This is a genomic window from Brevundimonas fluminis (assembly GCF_003934285.1).
GTDB lineage: Bacteria > Pseudomonadota > Alphaproteobacteria > Caulobacterales > Caulobacteraceae > Brevundimonas > Brevundimonas fluminis.
This window is the reverse complement of the sequence record NZ_RQWJ01000004.1, coordinates 215,118-234,102: the sequence shown is the minus strand read 5'-3', so window position 1 is coordinate 234,102 and position 18,985 is coordinate 215,118. Positions and strand designations below refer to the sequence as shown.

Below are 18,985 nucleotides of genomic sequence, written 5' to 3'. Positions count from 1 at the left end.
CTAGAAGGTCGCCCGCACGAGCGACCCGAACAGGTTGACGTAGTCGTCCGTCCACGGCCGCACCTCGGTCGGGGCCAGCACGCGCCAGCGGGGATCGGCGGCGAAGTCGGCCATCCCCGCCTCGGTCGGCGACAGGATCATGGCCTCGGTCGACGCCTCGGCCATGTCAGGGGCGTTCCGGTCCTCGATGTAGATCTGGTGCCGCTCCGGCACCCCCAGCGCCCGCGCCGCCGCCAGCGCCGGCAGGGTGATGTCCAGGTTGCGGTTCGACAGGTGCAGCAGCACCACCCCGTCGGGTTTGAGCAGCTGCAGGTAGCCGTCGATCGCCTCCTGCGTCAGCAGGTGGGTCGGCACGGCGTCCGACGAGAAGGCGTCGATGATCAGCAGGTCGTACGACCCGGCCGGCTCCTCCTCCAGGGTCAGGCGCGCATCGCCCAGCACCGTCCGCACTGGACCCTGCGCGCAGTCGCTGATGTAGGTGAACCACCGCGGGTCACGCGAAAGTCGGTCCACCATCGGGTCGATCTCGAAGAAGGTCAGGGTGTCGCCGGCTCGCTTGTAGGCGGCCATGGCGCCGGAGCCCTGCCCCACCACGCCGATGTTCACCGCCGGGCCTCGATTCTGCACCATCACCGCCGCCTGTCCGATCGGCGTCGTCGGCGCGTAATAGGTCATGGGTGAGCAGGCGTAGCGCGGATCCCGCGCCTGCGCCCCGTGCAGGGTGGTGCCGTGCATCAGGGCGTGAACGTCGCCGCCCAGCCGCTCGTCGGGCTGGTTGGCCACCTGCATGACGCCGAAGAAGCTGCGCTCCGTGTAAGCGGAATCGGCGCCCTTGTTGATCCACTGGGCCGACAGGGTCATCGCCGTCAGCAGGGCCACATAGGCCAGGGCCCGGTCGCGGATCAGGAAGGCGCACACCGCCGCCGCGCCCAGCAGAAGGACGGTGATCTGGCGGAAGATCGCGGGCGACTGGAACAGCGGCCACAGCATCTCGTTGGCGTGCACCACCATGTGGATCACAGGCGGAAGGGCTGCGATCACGACGCCCGCCAGCAGGAAATAGGCGTCGCGGTAATCCAGCTTCCAGCCACGCCCCCACGGTCGGGCGAAGCCGACCAGGACCAGCATCAGCGGATACTCCCAGACGTCGTTGAAGATCACCGGCGCCAACAGGGCCGTGAAGGCCCCGCCGACGACGCCGCCCAGCGACATCAGAAGGTAGAACTCGGTCAGCCGATCCGGAGCCGGCCGCCGCGCCGCCAGCAGCTGGTGGCACATCAGCGTCGTGAAGAAGAAGGCGAGGATGCTGATGCCGAACAGGACCAGCCATTCGTCGCTGCGGAACGCCGCCAGAGTCACGGCCACGGCGCCGACCGCCGCCTGGACGACCAGGGTGACGGGCAGCGGGATCCACGGCCTGGACTGGAAGGCGATGACGAAGGTCAGCAGATACAGCGCCAGCGGAATGACCCACAGGAAGGGCGCCGAGGCCACGTCGGTCGACAGATGGGCCGTGACCCCCAGCATCAGGCTGGACGGCGCGGCCGCCAGACCGATCAGGATCAGCCGGTCCTTCCAGCTCAGCGGCGCGCTGCGCTCCAGCGGCGCGGGTTCGGCCGCGGCCGCCTGACGCCGCCAGACGGTCAGGGCCATGACCACGATCAGGGCCACGAACACCGCATAACCGCCGGTCCACCCCCAGCGTTGGCCGGACAGCGTGGCCAGCGGCTCGATGAGAACCGGATAACTCAGCAGGGCCAGGAAGCTGCCCAGGTTGGAGGCGGCATAAAGCACGTAAGGGTTCTTGCCGTCGGCGTGGCCGACCCTGACCCGCGCGTACCAGGCCTGCAGCAGCGGCGCCGTGGCCGACAACACCGCGAAGGGCGCCCCGATCGACAGCGTCAGCGTGCCCAGCAGCCAAAGGATCGGCGCGGCGGGATCCGGGTTCCCCAGCGCGCCGCTGACGCCCAGCGGCAGAAAGAGCGCGGCCACCAGCAACAACGCCAGATGCACGATCACCTGCGTCCGCAGGGATCCGATCCGCTGGAGCAGGTGCGCATAGCCGTATCCGGCCAGCAACGCGGCCTGAAAGAAGACCATCGCCGTGTTCCACACCTGCGGCGAGCCGCCCAGCATGGGCAGAACCAGCTTCGTCACCATCGGCTGGACCACGAAGACCAGCGAGGCGGAGGTGAAGATCGCGAGGGCGAACAGGGCGGGCGTCAGCCGGTCGCCCGTCTGGGCGGCTCCGGCGGGAACGTCGGCTGCGCTCATGAAGGCTCCGATGGAATTCGGGCGCGCCGTCGACACGCGGCCCCTGTCGGGCGCAGGTTAAGACGACTCGCCCGCCGCTTGGAAAGCCTCATGTTCGACCGCGACGTCGTGACCCGCGCCGAAGCCGTCCTCGCGGCGGCCCGCGCCCGTGGGCTGACTCTCGCCACCGCCGAAAGCTGCACCGGCGGCCTCGTGGCCGCGGCCCTCACCGCCGTCGCCGGCTCCTCCGACGTGGTCGACCGCGGGTTCGTCACCTATTCGAATGCGGCCAAGACCGCATTGGTGGGCGTCCCGGCGGCCCTCATCGACGCGCACGGCGCCGTTTCGCGCGAGGTCGCCGGGGCCATGGCGCGCGGAGCGGCCGGGGCCGCCGGCGTCCCCCTGACCGTCGCCGTCACGGGCGTCGCCGGGCCAGGCGGCGGGTCGGTCGACAAGCCGGTGGGGCTGGTGTGGTTCGCCGCGCAGGGGCCCGCGGGTCTGATCGAGGTGGAGCGCCGGTTCGGCGATCTCGGGCGAGACGGCGTGCGGCGCGCGGCCCTGCTTCAGGCGCTCGACCTGCTGCTGGATCGGGCCACGGCATGAGCGGGCTGGTGGTGGATGCGAGGGGCCATCGCTGCCCGGTTCCCTCCCTTCGCCTGCGCAAGGCCCTGGAGGCGTCCGCCCCCGGCACGACGGTCACCCTGCTGGCCGACGATCCCATGGCCCGCATCGACGTGCCGCACCTGATCGGCGCGGGTCCGCACAGGCTGGTGTCGGTTCATGAGGCGGACGGCGCCTTGCGCTTCAGCGTCGAGACCGGCGCGCCGCCAGGTTGACCACTTCGGCGGAGGGCGGATCGTCCTCGTCGAAGACGGGCGCTCCGCGCGCGCGGTCGGCGATCTCCATCTCGGTGGCGAACGCCCCGCCGTAGAAGATGGCGTTCACGTTCCAGGACAGCCAGATCAGAAGCACCACGATGGCGCCGACCGAGCCGTAGGTCGCGCCGAGCGGCGCGATCTGCTCGACGTAGATGGCGCACAGCCACGAACTGACCATCGACAGCACCGTCGCGATCAGCCCGCCCACGATCGACGGGCCCCAGGCGACGCGCGTCCGATGGCTCATGGCGTAACGATAGAGCAGGGTCAGCCCCAAGCCGAGGCCCAGCGCGGGCAGAAGGCCGTCGAACGGCAATCCCACGCCCCCCGACGCGCCGCCCCCCGACGCGTGCGACATCAGGCGGAACGTCACCACCGCTCCCGACACGACGGTGAACAGGGCGAAGGCGAACAGGGCGACGAAGAAGGCCAGAAGGTTGAACTTGAGGAAGCCATGCGGCTCCTGCTCGTCGTGTATCAGCTGAAGACCGGCCAACAAGGCCTTGAATCCACGGTGAGCAGCATAGGCGCCCACGATCAGGGCGAAGGCCGACTGCGCTGACACGGTCCGCGCGGAAGCCGAGGCCAGACGCTCGATCTCGGTGAGGAAGATCGACCGCGCCGCGGTCGGCAGCAGGTCGGCCAATGCCGCCGCCTGGGCGCTTACCTCACTGATCGACAGGCCGACCTTGTACAGACCGATCAGGATGGCGATGGCCGGAAACACCGCCAGCAGGGCGAAGAAGGAGACGCCGCCCGTGTAGAGCATGACGTCCCGACCCCAGCTGCGCGCGAAGGCCCTTCCGGAAAGCTTCAGCCACCACATCGGCGTCCTGCCGTGCTCGTTGTGCAAACCGTCGGTTCCCCGCGCTCCGGATGCGGCGGAACGTAACGGAATATTTCGGATGCGGAAGACCTGATCCGGGTGCGGCGTTCAGGCGAATGCGTCGTTGCGGCGCTCGGGCGGCCGCGTCTATGGTCCGCGCGCTTTGGGCTGGGGAAGTTGGTGGCGTGAAGGCGGAACCGCGCATTCTGGTTCTGGCGGCCGAGGATTCGGTCGTCGGCCCCCTGTGTCAGGGGCTGGACTCGATCGGATGGCGCACGGTGACGGCGCGCAGCCTCGGCGGGGCCCTCTCCGCCCTCGGCGACCTTCCGGTCGAAGCCCTGATCGTCGACGCCCGGCTGCCCCAGGCCGCCGAATGGGTGGAGGCGCTGAAGGCGGCAGCCCTGCCCCGCGCCTTGCCGACCCTGGCCGTCGCGGCCGGCGCGACAGCTTCGGAACGCGCGCCATTCGACCTCGCCATGTCCGGCGCAGGCCATCCGGCCCAGGTCCGGCTGCGGCTGGAGAGCCTGATGCGCGGCGCCGTGGCGGAAGAAGAGATCGCCCTGCGGGCCGCGACCTTCGGTGCGCGCGGCGTTCATCTACAACCTGACGAGCCGGACGCCTCCCCGCTCCGGGTGCTGGCCGCCGGCCCGCCGGACCGCCGGGTGCTGGCCCTGAGCAACGCGCTCGAGGCCCAGGGCTGCGAGGTGGTGGCCGCGCCCACCCCGTACACCGCCTTCGACTATCTGCATGAACGCGCCTTCGACGCCGCGGTCCTGTGGAGCGGGCCGGACCGCGCCCCGGCCCAGTCCATCGCCGCCGGCATGCGCCGCAACACCCGCCTGCAGCAGATCCCCGTCGTGCTCTACCTGTCTGGGGAGGACCCCGTCGATCTGACCGATCTCTACGGACGCGGCTTCGCCGACGTCGCCGAAGCCACGGTGCCCGAGCTCGAGACCGCCGCCCGCATCGTGTCGCTGGCCCGCACCTATCGCGAGCACCAGGCCGTGCGCCGCGCGCTGGAGGCCGCCCGCGCCTCCGGCCTAACGGACCCCGCGACCGGTCTGTTCACCGACGACCTGTTCGCCGCCCATCTGGGCCGCGTCGTCGAGGCGGCGACGGCCCGCCGCCGCCCCATGTCCGTCTGCGTTCTGCGGGTGTCCCAGAACCAGGAGTTGCGGCTGGCGCGCGAGGGCGGCTGGTTGACCCGGGCCCTGCCCCAGATCGGCGCCATGATCTCGCGCCTGATCCGCATCGAGGACACCGCCGCCCGTCTGTCGCCCGAAGTCTTCGCCCTCGCCCTGCCCGCGACCGACGCGGTCGAGGCGCGGCTGGTCGCGGACCGCATCGCCGCCGTGGTGGGCTGCACCGCCTTCGACGCCGGCCCGGGCGCCCGGCCCTTCACGGTCGCCTTCGACGTCGGCGTCGCCCAGCAGCAGGGTCAGGAAAGCCCGTCCTCCCTGCTGGAGCGGGCCGCCCGCGACGCCGTCCCCGCCGCCGCCTGATCCTGCTCAGCTGCGGACTCATCCGTCCGCGCGGTCTATTTGACATTTGTTTTTGTCCAATGGACAACGGCGCATGGCCTCCAAGCCCACAGCTCTGCTCGACGATCTGGACGCGGCGCATCTGGCGCTCGCCCCGCTCCGGCGCCGCATCCTCGCCAGCCTGGTGGAGCCGGCCTCCGCCGCCGGCCTGGCCGACCGGCTGGACATGCCGCGCCAGCGGATCGGACATCACCTCCGCGCGCTTGAGGCGGCCGGCCTGGTCAAACCTGCCGGCGAGCGAAAGAAGCGCGGCTTCGTGGAACGCCTGTTCGTGGCCGCGCCGAACCTGGTGCTGGATCCCTCCCTGCTGCAATCGCCCGCCGATCCGGCCGCCGTCGCCGCGCAGGACCGTCACGCCGTCGACCACCTGATCGGCGCGGCTTCCGCCACCGTGCGCGACGTCGCCCGGATGAGACAGGCGGCGGAAAGCCAGGGCTCCCGTCTGCTGACCCTGACCGTGGAGGCCGACGTCACCCTGGCCACCCCCGCCGACTTCGACCGCTTTTCGGAACAGGTCGCCGCAGTCGTCGCCGACATCGCGAGAGCCTATGCGGCCCCCGCCGGGCGTCGCTTCCGGCTCACCGCCGTCGCCCATCCCGCCGTACCGACCAATCCCCACCCAGCCGGAACTGAGCCATGACCGAAAAGCCGTTGCAGGACCGCGTTCTCGTGGAAGTGACCGTCCCCGCGCCCGCCGACGCCGTCTGGGCCGCGCTGCGCGACAAGGACCAGATCATGAGCTGGTTCGGCTGGGAGTACGAAGGCCTCGCGGGCGAGGTCGACTTCATCTTCTTCCAGTACGCCCGGCCCGACGAAGTCCGGCGGGTGCTGGACTTCGAGGGGGTCCCGGACCGCTATGAGGTCGAGGATCGCGGCGACCATTCCATCGTCCGTCTGGTCCGCTCCGCCCCCACGACCGATGAGGACTGGCAGGGCGTGTTCGAGGACATGACCGAGGGCTGGATCGCCTTCACCGAACAGCTCCGCTTCATGATGACCCACCATCCGGGGCAGGCGCGGCGCACGCTCTACTTCGGCGGCGAGCCGAAGACCGAGGCGCTCAACGGCGCCGCGGCGCTTGATCTGACCGAGATCCCCGCCGTCGGCGAGCCGTGGGCCGCGACGCTGCCCGCCGGAGACGCCGTGTCCGGCGAAGTCTGGCACCTCGGGCGGCATCAGGTCGGCCTGACGGTCCGCGAATGGGGCCACGGCCTGCTGGTGGCCATGGGCCGCCCGCCGAACGACAGATGGCCGCGCGGCGGCACCCAGCTGATCATCACCACCTACGGCCTCGACGACGCGGCCTTCGCCGATCTGCGGTCGCGCTGCGCGGCGTGGTGGGAGGCGCGTTTCGACAAGCGCGATCCGTCGCCGGAGGACGGCTGCGCCTAGCCTCCCGCCTTCGCGACGCGCGCCAGATCGGCCGTCACGCGCTCCGCCGCCTTCAGCCGCTCGTCGGCGTCGGGCCAGTCGCCCTTGACCACGACCTTCTGATCGGGCCGCAGCTTCCAGCTGGCGTGGTTCTTCTGGATCAGGCCGACCAGTCCCGCAGGATTGGGGAACCTGTTGTCGCGCAGCGTCAGCACCGCCCCCTTGGGTCCCACGTCGATGCGCTCGATGCAGGCCTCGCGGCAGTTCGCCTTGATGCCCACGATCCGCAGCAACTGCTTCGCCTCGTCCGGCAGGGGGCCGAACCGGTCGATCAGCTCCGCCGCGATCGCCTCCCGATCCTCGCCCCTCTCCGCGTCCGACAGGCGGCGGTACAGGCTCAAACGCACGTTGAGGTCCGGCACGTATTCCTCTGGAATCAATACGGCCGCGCCGGTGTTGATCGTCGGCGACCAGCCCCGGTCCTGAACCTCCCCGCCCGCCTCGCGCAGGCTGGCGACCGCGTCCTCCAGCATCTGCTGATACAGTTCGACGCCCACCTCCCGGATGTGCCCGGACTGTTCGTCGCCCAGCAGGTTGCCGCCGCCGCGCTGATCCAGATCGTGGCTGGCCAGCTGGAAGCCGGCGCCCAGGTTGTCCAGCGACTGCAGGACCTGCAGCCGCCGCTCGGCCGACAGGCTCAGCGGCTTGTTCGGGTCGGTGGTCAGATAGGCGAAGGCCCGCGCCTTGGCCCGCCCGATCCGGCCTCGGATCTGGTGCAGCTGGGCCAGGCCGAACATGTCGGCGCGATGCACGATGAGGGTGTTGGCGGTCGGAATGTCGATGCCGCTCTCCACGATCGTGGTCGACACCAGCACGTCGTAGCGCCCGTCGTAGAAGGCGCTCATCACATCCTCCAGCTGGGTCGGGCTCATCTGCCCGTGGCCGACGGTGAACGTCACCTCCGGCACCTGCTCGCGCAGGAACCGCTCGACGCCCTCCAGATCCTTCAGCCGCGGCACGACGTAGAAGGCCTGCCCCCCACGATACTTCTCGCGCAGAAGGGCCTCGCGGATCAGCACCGGATCCTGAGGCGTCACATAGGTCCGCACCGCCAGACGGTCGACCGGCGGGGTGGCGATGATCGACATCTCCCTCAGGCCCGACAGCGCCATCTGCAGCGTGCGCGGGATCGGCGTGGCCGTGAGCGTCAGCAGGTGCACGTCGGCGCGCAGGGCCTTGAGCTTCTCCTTGTGCTTGACGCCGAAGTGCTGCTCCTCGTCGACGATCACCAGGCCCAGGTTCTTGAACCCGACCTGGTCGCTCAGCACCGCATGGGTGCCGACCACGATCTCGATCGAGCCGTCCTTCAGCCCCGCGCGGGTCTCCGCCGCCTCCTTCGCCGTCACCATCCGCGACAGGTGCCGCACCTTCACCGGCCAGCCGGCGAAGCGCTCGCTGAAAGTCTTGAAATGCTGCCGCGCCAGCAGCGTGGTCGGGCACACCACGGCCACCTGCATGCCCGACAGCGCCACCACGAAGGCCGCCCGCAGCGCCACCTCGGTCTTGCCAAAGCCCACGTCGCCGCAGACCAGCCGGTCCATCGGCATGCCCTTGCCCAGGTCCTCCAGCACGTCGCCGACCGCGTTCAGCTGGTCGTCCGTCTCCTCGTACGGGAAGCGGGCGCAGAACTCGTCGAACAGCCCGTGCGGCGGCGTGACGGCGTCCGACGTCTTCAGGGCGCGCTTGGCCGCCAGCGCGATCAGGCCCTCGGCCATCTCGCGCAAGCGCGCCTTGGCCCTGGCCTTGCGCGCCTGCCATCCCGCCCCGCCCAGCCGGTCCAGCTGCACGCCGTCCGCGTCCGACCCGTATCGAGTCAGAAGATCTATGTTTTCGACGGGCAGATACAGCTTGCTCTCGCCGGCGTAGAGCAGCTCCAGGCAGTCGTGCGGCGCCTCCTGGATCTCCAGCGTCCTCAGGCCCTCGTACCGGCCGATCCCGTGGTCCAGGTGCACCACCAGGTCGCCCGCGGTCAGAGCCGAAGCCTCGGCAAGGAAGTTCGCGGCCCGCCGCTTGCGCCGCGGACGGGCCAGCCGGTCGCCCAGGATGTCGGTCTCGCTGATGACGGCGAAGCCCGGCGCGACGAAGCCGTGGTCGATCGGCACGACCGCGCGCAGGATCATCTCCTTCGACGCCTTGGCCACGTCCCCCCAGTCGCGCACCGCGACGACCGGCTGGACGCCATGGTCGCCCAGCATGGCGGCGAGCCGCTCGGAACTCCCTTCGGTCCAACTGGCGAAGATCACCTTGCGCCCCTCCGCGCGCAGCGCCTTCACGTGCTGCGCCACCGCCTCGAACAGGTTGACGCTGTCCTGCGCCCGCTCGGCCGCGAAGGTCCGTCCCAGGCGCCCGCCGGCGTCCACGCCCTGCCCCGCGAAGGGCGACAGCCGCCGCACCTTCCGCCCCGCCAGCGCGGCGTTCCAGTCGCTCTCGGGCAGATACAGCCGCTCCGGCGGCAACACGCGCCACGCGCCGGACGACTTCGACGGCCCGTCTTTGGACGCCTTGCGCGCGTCATGGGCGTCGGCGATCAGCGACCACCGCTCCGCCCGCGCCGCCTCGACCTGCGGGTCCAAGAACACCGGCGCGCCGTCCGGCAGATGGTCGAACAACGTGTCGAGCCGCTCGTGCAGCAGAGGCAGCCAGTGCTCCAGCCCCTGCCGCCGCGCGCCCTCGCTGACGGCGGCGTACATCATGTCGTCGCCCGCCGCCCCGAACAGGTTCAGCCAGCCCGTGCGGAACCGCGAGATGCTCTCCGGCGTCAGCAGCGCCTCCGACACCGGCGCCAGCGTCAGGCTCTCGCGCTTGCCGGTGGATCGCTGCGTCTCCGGGTCGAAGGTGCGGATCTGCTCCAGTTCGGACCCGAACAGGTCCAGGCGCACCGGCTCCTCGAAGCCCGGCGGGAACACGTCCACCACCCCGCCCCGAACCGCGAACTCGCCGCGTTCCGACACGGTCGAGGCGCGGACGTAGCCGTTGGCCGCGAAATGCCGCTCCAGCTCGGCCAGGTCGACCTCGTCGCCGATGGATGCCTCGAAGGCAGCGTCCTGCGTCAGGCTCCTCGCCGGCACGCGCTGCGTCGCCGCCGATACGGTGGTCACCACCAGCAGCGGCGTCGGGTCCTTCGGATCGCGCCGCCCAAGCCGGCTCAGCGCCGCCATCCGCTCCGCCGACACGGCCGGCGTTGGGCTCAGCCGGTCGTACGGCAGCACGTCCCACGCGGGGAAGGTCAGCGTCTCGACGTCCGGGGCAAAAAAGGCCATGGCCTGGGCGAACTGCGTCGCCCGAGACAGGTCCCGCGCCACGAACAGGGCGATCCCGCCCTCCTCCTTCAGCGCGTCGGCCACCACCAGGGCGTCCAGCCCCTCCGGCGCGCCGCCGATCTCGGCCTCGCCGGCCTTGAGCGTCGATCCGTCCATCAGCCCGCCCCCTGCGCGACCGCGGCGGACACGTGGTCGCGCATGAAGGTCCGCAACCGCGCCATCAGCGGCGTCTCATGCTCCGCCGGCGTCTCGGCCCCGCCGATGATCCAGGCATAGATCCGGTGGTCGTCGTCCACGTCCAGCAGGGCCTCGAACGCCGTCAGCTCCGTGTCGGACAGCGCCGGTCCGACCTGCTCCACGAACGGCCCCAGCACCAGGTCGGCCTCGCGGAAGCCTCGCCGCCAGGCGCGGAAGGTCAGCCGGCGCAGCCGTTCTGAAGGCTCGGATTCGGAACGCACGACGTGTTCGGTCACAAGAATTCTTGCCCGGTCTCGATGATCTGGTTGGAGCGTCCAGATAGACGCCCCGGGCCGATTTCGCCACCCGCGCGGCGGCCGTATGCTGACAAGGATGCGACCGGAGATTCTGTTCCCCCTCTTCGCCGAGGTCTCCACCCTCAAGGGCGTGGGCCAGAAGGTGCTGCCTCTGGTGCGGAAGGTCGCCGGGCCCCTCGTCCGTGACCTCGTCTTCCTGCCGCCCGCCGGGCTGATCCTGCGTCGCCCCATGACCGCCGCCGAGGCGGTGGAGGATCAGGTCGGCGTCTTCACCGTCGTGGTCGACCGCGTCATCGCGCCGGGAAAGCCGGGCGTGCCGTTGAAGGTGCGCGCTTCCGACCACACCGGCTTCGTGCACCTGGTCTGGTTCGGTGGCTCGGCCCGGCACGTCGAACGCCTGTTGCCGCGCGGCGAGGCCCGGCTCGTTTCCGGAAAGGTCGAACGCTTCAACGGCGAGGTGCAGATCGTCCATCCGGACGTCTACCAGGTCGACGGCGAGGATCAGCCGGCGGCCTCCGAGCCCGTCTACCCGGCGACGCAGGGCCTGACCTCGCGCCAGATCCGCAAGTTGGTCCAGCAGGCCCTGAGCGCGGTCGCCGACCTGCCCGAGTGGCAGGATCCGGCCTGGTTGGCGCGCAGCCGCTGGGCCTGCTGGCGAGAGGCGGTCGAGGCCCTGCACGCGCCCCGATCCTTGCCCGAGCTGGAGCCCGACGCCCCGGCCCGCCAACGACTGGCCTACGACGAGCTGCTGGCCCACCAGCTCGCCCTCGCCCGTCGCCGCGCCGCGCGCCAGGCTCAACCGGCCCCGGTGATCGCCGCGGGCCCGGCGTCGGAGGCGCTTCAGGCCGCCCTGCCGTTCCGGCTGACGGGCGCACAGGTGCGGGCGGTGGCGGAGATCCGCGCCGACCTCGGCTCCGGCACGCGCATGGCCCGCCTGCTCCAGGGCGACGTGGGCTCCGGCAAGACGGCCGTCGCCGCCCTGGTTATGGCCGACGCCGCCTCGTCCGGCTTCCAGTCGGCCCTGATGGCTCCGACCGAGATCCTCGCCCGCCAGCACTGCGAGCGACTCCGGCCGTTGCTGGCATCGGCCGGCCTCACCGCCCTGCTGCTGACCGGCCGCGACGCCGTCTCCCACCGCCGCGCCGCGCTCACGGCCCTGGCCGACGGTTCCGCCCACGTCGCGATCGGCACGCATGCCCTGTTCCAGGACGCCGTGGCCTTTCGCCGGCTCGGTCTCGTCGTCGTGGACGAGCAGCACCGCTTCGGGGTCGAACAGCGCGCCCGGCTTCAGGCCAAGGGCGAGGGCGTGCACATGCTGACCATGTCGGCCACGCCGATCCCGCGCACGCTGGAGCTGACCAGGTTCGGCGATCTGGAGGTCTCCCGCCTCGAGGAGAAGCCGCCGGGCCGCACGCCCGTGACCACCGCCGTCCTGCCCGTCGAACGGCTGGACGAGGTCGCCGGGCGTCTCGGCCGGGCCGTGGCCGACGGGGCCCAGGCCTACTGGATCTGCCCGCTGGTCGCGGAGTCCGAGACGGGAGACCTCGCGGCGGCCGAGGCGCGCGCGGCCGATCTGTCGAAACGGCTGGGTCTCGAAGTAGGCCTCGCCCACGGCCAGATGCCGGGACCGGAGCGTGAGGAGGTCATGCGCCGCTTCGCCGCCGGCTCGCTGCCGGTGCTGGTCGCCACCACCGTCGTCGAGGTCGGGGTCGACGTGCCGAACGCGTCGATCATGGTCATCGAACGCGCCGACCGCTTCGGTCTGGCCCAGTTGCACCAGCTCCGCGGCCGCGTCGGGCGCGGGGCCAAAGCCAGTTCCTGCATCCTGCTCTATGCGACCGGCGAGCAAGGTCTGGGCGGGTCCGCGCGGGAAAGACTGGAGATTCTTCGGAACACCGACGACGGCTTCGAGATCGCCGAGGCGGATTTCCGCCTGCGGGGCGGCGGCGATCCCATCGGCCTGCGCCAGTCAGGTTTCCCGGCCTATCGCTTCGCCGACCCGATCCGGCACCGCGACCTGCTGCGCGCCGCGGCGGACGACGCGCGCCTGATCCTCAGCCGCGATCCCAGGCTGGAAAGCCCGCGCGGCCGGGCGGTTCAGGTGCTCGAGGCGCTGTTCGACTGGCGCGACGGCCGCACGTCCGATTGACCCGGCCACGCCGTGATCCGCGCCTGCACGTCGCGCTCAAGATCGCCATAGAACAGGTTGTAAGGCATCGCCTTTCTGCGATCCGCCCATGATCCTCCTCGCCGGAAGGACTCGCCGCGGGCGCGCGCGTGCCGCAGCAGACCGTCGCGGCACTCGGCGGTGATCAGGCCGCCCTGCAGCGCCGGGTGCGCCTCCCATTCCAGCCCCGTGGCGTTGGTCGCGCCGCCGTGGGCCCGGATCTCCGTCCGCCCGCCGTCGACGACGCCGGAGATGGGGTTCACGCACAGGGCGTCGCGTCCGTCCAGATCCACAAGCCGCTCGCCGTCCCAGACGAGCGCACGCCTCAACCTCCGCCGGCCCGCGCCGTCGCCGTCTTCCCCGACCGCGGAGAAGGCCACGAGACAGCCCGCCTGATCGCGCGCCGCGCAGGCCGGAACGGCGGGAGGCACGTCGTCGACCGCCACCACCGCGTCGATCAGATAGACCGCGACGAGTCGACGCCTCAGCGCCGGATCGGTCGCCACCCGCGCCTTCACCAGCCGGTCCACCAGCTCGGCGCCCTGCTCCATCCCGGCCAGCACCAGCGGCCCTTCGGGATGCCGCGCCAGCCAGGCGTCGAACGCGGCCTCCACGTCGCGCCAGGCGAACGCCCGCGCCTCCCGCGCGTCGTCCCTCAACGTCAGCCGCGTGTAAAGGCTCGCCTGCCGGTACCTCGGCGCGCTGACCGGACCGGCCCTGGCGAACGGCCCGGCGTGATTGGGCAGGACCACCCTGCGAAGATAGGCGTCGGCCTTGCGGTCCCCGATCGGCGCGTTCCAGTGCGCGCCGCCGTCATAGGTCGTGGAATGCACGAAGAAGACCGGCACGTCTCCGGCCCCGGGGGCGCGGGCCTCCCACAGCGCCCACGCGTCGCGCGCGGCATAGTCCGGGGCCGGCGGCGGCTCATAGGTCTGGAACGGCACCTGCGGGTCCAGCCCCGCGCGCAGGATGTCGCCCCGCCACACCAGGGCGGCCGCCGTCAGCACGAAGACGACGGCGAACCCCGTCAGACCGACCCACTGGCGCCAGGTCAGCCGGGGCCCCTTCATCTGTACGGGTCCGCCGTCATCAGGAAGTCCTGCACGTAACGCCGCACGCCCTCTTCCAGCGGCGTCGACTGCCCGGGAAAGCCGGCCTCGCGCAGCCGGTCCATGCGCGCCTCGGTGAAGTACTGGTACTTGTCCCGGATGCTCTCGGGCGTGTCGACGTACTCGACCGCCGGCGCCACGCCCGCCGCTGCGAAGGTCGCGTTGGCGAGGTCCAGGAACGATCGCGCCGTCCCCGAACCGGCGTTGAATATTCCCGAGACCTCGGGCCTCTCCAGCAGCCAGGCGATCACGTCGACGACGTCGTCCACATAGACGAAGTCCCGCATCTGGCCGCCGTCCGGATAGTCCGGGTTGTGCGACCGGAACAGGGTCACCGGCTCGCCCGCCGCGACCTTGGGCCAGATCTGCGCCACGACCGACTTCATCGTGCCCTTGTGGCCTTCGTTCGGCCCATAGACGTTGAAGAACTTCAGCCCCGCCCACTGGCTGGGCGCGTGGCCCTCTTCCGCCTGCCGAACCGCGTACTGGTCAAACAGGAATTTCGACCATCCATAAGCATTTAGCGGGCGCAGTGCCGACAGACTTTCAAGATCATCGTCGTCGTCGAAGCCCTCTTCCCCGTCGCCGTAGGTCGCCGCCGACGAGGCGTAGATCAGCCGCGCGTCCCGCAGCGCGCACCAGTCCCACAGATCGCGCGACAGGCTGAAGTTCGTGCGCAGGATCAGGTCCGCGTCGGGCTCCGTGGTCGCCGAGATCGCGCCCATGTGCACCACCGCCTCCACACGGTCGGCGTGCCGTTCCAGCTTCTCGAACAGCTCCTCCGGCTGCCAGAAGTCGGCCAGCCGGTGCTTGGCCAGGTTCTTCCACTTGCCCGACGCGGCGTCTTCCAGCCGGTCGCAGACGACCACGTCCCGCCGGTCCTCCGCGGACAGGCGCGCGACCACGTTCGAGCCGATGAAGCCCGCGCCGCCCGTCACCACGATCATCCGTCGCGCCATCAGCGGTCCTTCATCTTCTCGATCGTGCGGGTGGTGGAAAACCCGTCCTCGAACGTCGCCAGCCTCACCTCGCCGCCCCAGCTTTCGACCAGATCGCCGCCGACCACGCCTTCGCGGGTGTAGTCCGCGCCCTTGATCAGCACGTCGGGCCTCAGCCGCTCGATCAGCGCCAGCGGCGTCGGATCGTCGAAGCTGGTCACCCGGTCCACGCTGCCCAGCCCGCCGATGACCACGGCCCGGCTGTCCAGATCGTTGATCGGCCGGCCTTCGCCTTTCAGTCGCCGCACCGAGGCGTCGGTGTTGAGCGCCACGACCAGCCGGTCGCACCACGACCGCGCCTGCGCCAGATAGGCCACGTGCCCGCGGTGCAGGATGTCGAAACAGCCGTTGGTGAAGCCGACCTTCAGTCCCTGCCGCTTCCAGCCCTCGACCACGTGCGCCAGTTCTTCCAGCGGCATGACCTTGGCGTGGGCCCCGGCCGCGTGCTGGCTCATCTCCGCGTCGATCAGCTCGGCGGGCGACACCGTCGCCGTCCCGGCCTTCCCGACCACCACGCCGGAAGCCAGAATGGCGAACTCCACCGCCGTCTCCAGCGTCGCACCGGCGCCCAGCGCCAGCCCCAGCGCCGCAAGACCGGTGTCCCCGGCCCCCGACACGTCGAACACCTCGCGCGCCCGGCCGGGGAAATGCCTCGCCGCCTCGCCGCGCCGCATCAGGCTCATGCCCTTGCCGGCGCGCGTGACCACGACGGCCCTGGCCTCGGTCGACGACAGCAAGGCTCCCAGGGCGGCCTCGACCTCCTCGTCCGTGCCGACCGGCAGCCCCGTGGCGCCCGCCAGCTCGCTGGCGTTCGGCTTGATCAGATCGACCGCCCCGTAACGTGCGAAATCCCGGCCCTTGGGGTCCACGATCACCGGCACGCCCCGCTCCCGTGCCGTCTTCAGGGCCTGTCCGATCATCAGATCGCTGACGACGCCTTTCGCATAGTCTGAGAGAAGAATGACAGATACGCCGGAAAACGCGTCGCTTTCTGTTCCCATAAGAGGCGCGGTTTCCTCATCCAGCCGCAGCAGCTGCTGACCGGCGGCGACGAACCGAGTCTTCACGATGGTGTCCGCACCCTCGCGCCGTTCGACCGCGTCCTCGACGCCGCCCCCGGCCGCGATCAGGGCGGCCAGTTCGTCGCCGGCTGCGTCCCGACCCGACACCGCGCCGAGACGCGCGAGCCCGCCGAGCGCCGCGACGTTGCGCGCCACGTTGCCCACACCGCCGGGCATCGCGACGCGCCGCCTCACCTTCAGCACGGGAATGGGCGCCTCCGGGGAGATGCGGTCCACCTCGCCATAGACGTAGCGGTCCAGCATCAGGTCGCCGACGCAGGCGACCTTCAACCCGCGCACGCGCTCCAGCAGCGCCTGCAGTCCGCCCAGATCCAAAGTGCGCTCAGCCATGCAGGTCAGCTAAAGCGCGACGCGCGGGGACACAACCGCATGGCCTCGCCGGTCGAGCGGCGGCCGGACCGCCCGGACCTGAAAAACACAGTCCGGAGAGTCCGGAGAGTCCGGATCGGATCCTGAAGGCGTCGCGCGTCATCTGCCCATCCTGAAGGCGCATCGCGTCAAAATCGGTCGTGTGCCGCGCCGTATCAGGCGGCCGCCGCCATCCGGCTCTTGGTCAGGTCGTCATAGGCGATGAGTTCGGCCGCCAGGGCCTCGAACTGGTCGAGCGGCACCATGTTGGGGCCGTCCGACGGGGCGTTGTCGGGGTCCTGGTGCGTCTCCATGAAGACCGCGTCCACGCCGACGGCCACGGCGGCGCGGGCCAGCACGGGCACGAACTCGCGCTGGCCGCCCGACGACGTGCCCTGCCCGCCCGGCTGCTGCACGCTGTGCGTCGCGTCGAACACCACCGGGCAGCCGATCTCGCGCAGCACCGGCAGCGCCCGCATGTCGCTGACCAGGGTGTTGTAGCCGAAGCTGGCCCCTCGCTCGCACGCCATCACGTTCGGATTGCCGGCCCCGGTGATCTTGGCGACCACGTTCTTCATGTCCCAGGGCGCCAGGAACTGACCCTTCTTGACGTTGATCGCCTTGCCGGTCGCGGCGGCGGCCAGCAGCAGGTCGGTCTGGCGGCTCAGGAAGGCGGGGATCTGCAACACGTCGACCACCTCGCCGGCGATGCGGCAGTGTTCCTCGGTGTGGACGTCGGTCAGCACCGGTAGGCCGAGGGACTCGCGGATCTCGGCGAAGATCGGCAGGGATCCTTCGAGGCCGAACCCGCGTGCGGCCGTCGCGCTGGTGCGGTTCGCCTTGTCGAAGCTGGTCTTGTAGATGATGCCGACGTTCAGCCGCTCGCCGATCTCCTTCAGCGCCGAGGCCATCTCCAGCGCGTGCTGACGGCTCTCCAGCTGGCAAGGGCCGGCGATGAAGACGATCCGCCGTCCGCCGCCGATGGAGACGGGACGGCTCAGGCCTTCCTTGATGTCGATGACGGCGTTCGGCTTCACGGTGCGACCTTGTGACGAGAGCTTGGGCGTTGGCGCGCGCTCATGCCGCGCCTATGCGGCGAACAGGTGGCGCGCGGGGGCGTTCGCCGCAAGATGCCACGACGCGAGGGGACGTGACCACACCGACCGACAAGCCCGTGATCCTGTGGTTCCGGCAGGACCTCCGACTGGGCGACAACCCGGCCCTGAACCGGGCCGCGGACACCGGCGCGCCGATCGTGCCGGTCTACGTGCTGGATCAGGGATCGCGCGTGCGCCCGCCGGGCGCGGCGTCTCTGTGGTGGCTCGACAAGTCCCTGCGGGCCCTGGACGCCGACCTGCGTGAGAGGGGCTCGCGGCTGATCCTTCGCCGCGGCGACTCCGAGGCCGAGCTGCGCCGCCTGATCGAGGAAACGGGGGCCGACAAACTCTACATGAACCGCCTTTGGGAGCCGGACGCCGCCGCCCGCGACGCCGACCTCGCCCACGCGCTGAAGGCCGAAGGCGTGGAGGTGAAGGGCTGGAACGCCTCCCACCTGTGCCCGCCGGGCTCGGTGAAGAACGGATCGGGCGGTCCCTACAAGGTCTTCACCCCCTTTTCGAAGGCCTTGCTGGATCAGGCCGAGCCTCCGCCGCACACGCTCGGCCCGCGCGCCATCGAGTCGCCGAAGGGTCTCAGATCCGACGACCTCGACGACTGGGGCCTGCACCCCACCCGTCCCGACTGGTCGACCGGGTTCGAGGGCGCGCCGGGCGAGGCGGGCGCGACCGAAGCCCTGTCGCGCTTCGTTCGCGACGCCCTGTCCGACTATGCCGACGGTCGCGACCGGCCGGGCGATCCGCTGACCAGCGGCCTGTCGCCCCATCTGCACTTCGGCGAGATCAGTCCCTGGCGCGCCGTCGCCGCCGCGCGCAGGGCCGGCCCGGCGGCCCAGGCCGCCAAGTTCGTGTCGGAACTGGTCTGGCGAGACTTCTCCGCCCACCTGCTTCACGCCTTCCCGCAGATTCCGGACAAGGCCTTCCGTCCCGAATACGACGCCATGCCGTGGCGCGACGATCCGCAAGGTCTCGAGGCATGGAAGCGCGGCCTTACGGGCTACCCGTTCGTCGACGCCGGCATGCGCGAACTCTGGGCCACGGGACGCATGCACAACCGCGTCCGCATGGTCGTGGCCAGCTTCCTGATCAAGCACCTGCTCATCGACTGGCGCGAAGGCGAAAAGTGGTTCTGGGACTGCCTCGTCGACGCCGACCTGGCCTCGAACGTGCAGAATTGGCAGTGGGTCGCCGGATCCGGAGCCGACGCCTCACCGTATTTCCGCATCTTCAACCCGGTCATGCAGGGACGGAAATTCGATGCGGAAGGCCGATACGTCAGACGCTGGATCCCGGAGCTGGCGACGCTTCCCGACCGCTGGATCCACGCCCCGTGGGAGGCGCCGCCCGACGTCCTTCGCGACGCCGGCGTTCGGCCGGGCTCGACCTATCCCCGCCCCATCGTCGACCACGACGCGGCCCGCAAGCGCGCCCTGGACGCGCTCAAGTCGATCGACCGCGTGCGCGGCGACCGGGAGGATTGACG

General features: G+C 70.8%; 15 protein-coding genes. 7 read left to right on the top strand and 8 right to left on the bottom strand.

Annotated elements, in window-relative coordinates:
* Window positions 1-2,274 carry a spermidine synthase gene (locus tag EFJ44_RS10020; protein ID WP_125257080.1) on the bottom strand — a complete coding sequence of 758 codons (2,274 nt, stop codon included), beginning with the start codon at window positions 2,272-2,274 and terminating at the stop codon, window positions 1-3.
* Window positions 2,275-2,364: 90 nt separating this feature from the next.
* Here EFJ44_RS10020 and EFJ44_RS10015 point away from each other — a divergent pair, with 90 nt between their 5' ends.
* The gene (locus EFJ44_RS10015; RefSeq protein ID WP_125257079.1) at window positions 2,365-2,856 is read left to right on the top strand and encodes a CinA family protein; all 492 of its coding nucleotides are present in this window, start codon (window positions 2,365-2,367) and stop codon (window positions 2,854-2,856) included.
* Window positions 2,853-3,089, top strand: coding sequence for a sulfurtransferase TusA family protein (locus tag EFJ44_RS10010; RefSeq protein WP_125257078.1), 237 nt, complete (start codon window positions 2,853-2,855; stop codon window positions 3,087-3,089). The genes EFJ44_RS10015 and EFJ44_RS10010 overlap by 4 nt, the downstream gene beginning before the upstream one ends.
* Here the strand turns inward: EFJ44_RS10010 and EFJ44_RS10005 are convergent.
* Complete coding sequence (locus EFJ44_RS10005) at window positions 3,058-3,984, bottom strand: YihY/virulence factor BrkB family protein (protein ID WP_241209750.1); 927 nt, start codon at window positions 3,982-3,984, stop codon at window positions 3,058-3,060. The two genes, EFJ44_RS10010 and EFJ44_RS10005, sit on opposite strands and share 32 nt — an antisense overlap.
* A gap of 158 nt (window positions 3,985-4,142) precedes the next feature.
* Between EFJ44_RS10005 and EFJ44_RS10000 the strand changes: the two genes are divergently transcribed.
* The 3 genes from EFJ44_RS10000 (at window position 4,143) to EFJ44_RS09990 (ending at window position 6,890) form a co-directional block, all read left to right on the top strand.
* Window positions 4,143-5,459 (top strand): diguanylate cyclase domain-containing protein, encoded by a 1,317-nt coding sequence (locus EFJ44_RS10000; RefSeq protein WP_241209749.1) that lies wholly within the window; start codon window positions 4,143-4,145, stop codon window positions 5,457-5,459.
* Window positions 5,460-5,532: 73 nt separating this feature from the next.
* Window positions 5,533-6,138 (top strand): ArsR/SmtB family transcription factor, encoded by a 606-nt coding sequence (locus EFJ44_RS09995; protein WP_125257076.1) that lies wholly within the window; start codon window positions 5,533-5,535, stop codon window positions 6,136-6,138.
* Entirely contained in the window at window positions 6,135-6,890 is a 756-nt protein-coding gene (locus EFJ44_RS09990; RefSeq protein WP_125257075.1) for an SRPBCC family protein, read from the top strand. Before EFJ44_RS09995 ends, EFJ44_RS09990 begins: the two co-directional genes overlap by 4 nt.
* Here the strand turns inward: EFJ44_RS09990 and mfd are convergent.
* Together mfd and EFJ44_RS09980 are read right to left on the bottom strand one after the other, a co-directional pair.
* Complete coding sequence (mfd, locus tag EFJ44_RS09985; protein ID WP_125257074.1) at window positions 6,887-10,345, bottom strand: transcription-repair coupling factor; 3,459 nt, start codon at window positions 10,343-10,345, stop codon at window positions 6,887-6,889. The two genes, EFJ44_RS09990 and mfd, sit on opposite strands and share 4 nt — an antisense overlap.
* The gene (locus EFJ44_RS09980) at window positions 10,345-10,647 is read right to left on the bottom strand and encodes an FAD assembly factor SdhE (protein WP_241209748.1); all 303 of its coding nucleotides are present in this window, start codon (window positions 10,645-10,647) and stop codon (window positions 10,345-10,347) included. The genes mfd and EFJ44_RS09980 overlap by 1 nt, the downstream gene beginning before the upstream one ends.
* 112 nt (window positions 10,648-10,759) lie before the next feature.
* Between EFJ44_RS09980 and recG the strand changes: the two genes are divergently transcribed.
* Complete coding sequence (recG, locus tag EFJ44_RS09975) at window positions 10,760-12,832, top strand: ATP-dependent DNA helicase RecG (RefSeq protein ID WP_125257072.1); 2,073 nt, start codon at window positions 10,760-10,762, stop codon at window positions 12,830-12,832.
* Here recG and EFJ44_RS09970 read toward each other — a convergent pair.
* The 4 genes from EFJ44_RS09970 to kdsA all read right to left on the bottom strand — a co-directional run bounded on the left by EFJ44_RS09970 (window position 12,781) and on the right by kdsA (window position 17,424).
* Window positions 12,781-13,920: a DUF3089 domain-containing protein gene (locus EFJ44_RS09970; protein WP_125257071.1), complete on the bottom strand. Its 1,140-nt coding sequence runs from the start codon at window positions 13,918-13,920 to the stop codon at window positions 12,781-12,783. The genes recG and EFJ44_RS09970 overlap by 52 nt on opposite strands.
* Window positions 13,917-14,918 (bottom strand): ADP-glyceromanno-heptose 6-epimerase, encoded by a 1,002-nt coding sequence (gene rfaD / locus EFJ44_RS09965; RefSeq protein WP_206426900.1) that lies wholly within the window; start codon window positions 14,916-14,918, stop codon window positions 13,917-13,919. Before rfaD ends, EFJ44_RS09970 begins: the two co-directional genes overlap by 4 nt.
* Window positions 14,918-16,369, bottom strand: a complete 1,452-nt coding sequence (rfaE2, locus tag EFJ44_RS09960) for a D-glycero-beta-D-manno-heptose 1-phosphate adenylyltransferase (RefSeq protein WP_125257070.1) — start codon at window positions 16,367-16,369, stop codon at window positions 14,918-14,920. Before rfaE2 ends, rfaD begins: the two co-directional genes overlap by 1 nt.
* 194 nt (window positions 16,370-16,563) lie before the next feature.
* Window positions 16,564-17,424: a 3-deoxy-8-phosphooctulonate synthase gene (gene kdsA / locus EFJ44_RS09955; RefSeq protein ID WP_206426899.1), complete on the bottom strand. Its 861-nt coding sequence runs from the start codon at window positions 17,422-17,424 to the stop codon at window positions 16,564-16,566.
* 113 nt (window positions 17,425-17,537) lie between these two features.
* Here kdsA and EFJ44_RS09950 point away from each other — a divergent pair, with 113 nt between their 5' ends.
* Window positions 17,538-18,983, top strand: a complete 1,446-nt coding sequence (locus EFJ44_RS09950) for a cryptochrome/photolyase family protein (protein ID WP_241209747.1) — start codon at window positions 17,538-17,540, stop codon at window positions 18,981-18,983.
* Window positions 18,984-18,985: the final 2 nt, after the last annotated feature.

Excerpts from the sequence above, each read along its gene's own strand:
- EFJ44_RS09990 (WP_125257075.1), top strand. The coding sequence starts at position 6,135 with ATGACCGAAAAGCCGTTGCAGGACCGCGTTCTCGTGGAAGTGACCGTC.
- mfd (WP_125257074.1), bottom strand. The coding sequence starts at position 10,345 with ATGGACGGATCGACGCTCAAGGCCGGCGAGGCCGAGATCGGCGGCGCG.
- rfaD (WP_206426900.1), bottom strand. The coding sequence starts at position 14,918 with ATGGCGCGACGGATGATCGTGGTGACGGGCGGCGCGGGCTTCATCGGC.
- EFJ44_RS10020 (WP_125257080.1), bottom strand. The coding sequence starts at position 2,274 with ATGAGCGCAGCCGACGTTCCCGCCGGAGCCGCCCAGACGGGCGACCGG.
- EFJ44_RS09970 (WP_125257071.1), bottom strand. The coding sequence starts at position 13,920 with ATGAAGGGGCCCCGGCTGACCTGGCGCCAGTGGGTCGGTCTGACGGGG.
- rfaE2 (WP_125257070.1), bottom strand. The coding sequence starts at position 16,369 with ATGGCTGAGCGCACTTTGGATCTGGGCGGACTGCAGGCGCTGCTGGAG.
- recG (WP_125257072.1), top strand. The coding sequence starts at position 10,760 with ATGCGACCGGAGATTCTGTTCCCCCTCTTCGCCGAGGTCTCCACCCTC.
- EFJ44_RS09995 (WP_125257076.1), top strand. The coding sequence starts at position 5,533 with ATGGCCTCCAAGCCCACAGCTCTGCTCGACGATCTGGACGCGGCGCAT.
- EFJ44_RS10015 (WP_125257079.1), top strand. The coding sequence starts at position 2,365 with ATGTTCGACCGCGACGTCGTGACCCGCGCCGAAGCCGTCCTCGCGGCG.
- EFJ44_RS10010 (WP_125257078.1), top strand. The coding sequence starts at position 2,853 with ATGAGCGGGCTGGTGGTGGATGCGAGGGGCCATCGCTGCCCGGTTCCC.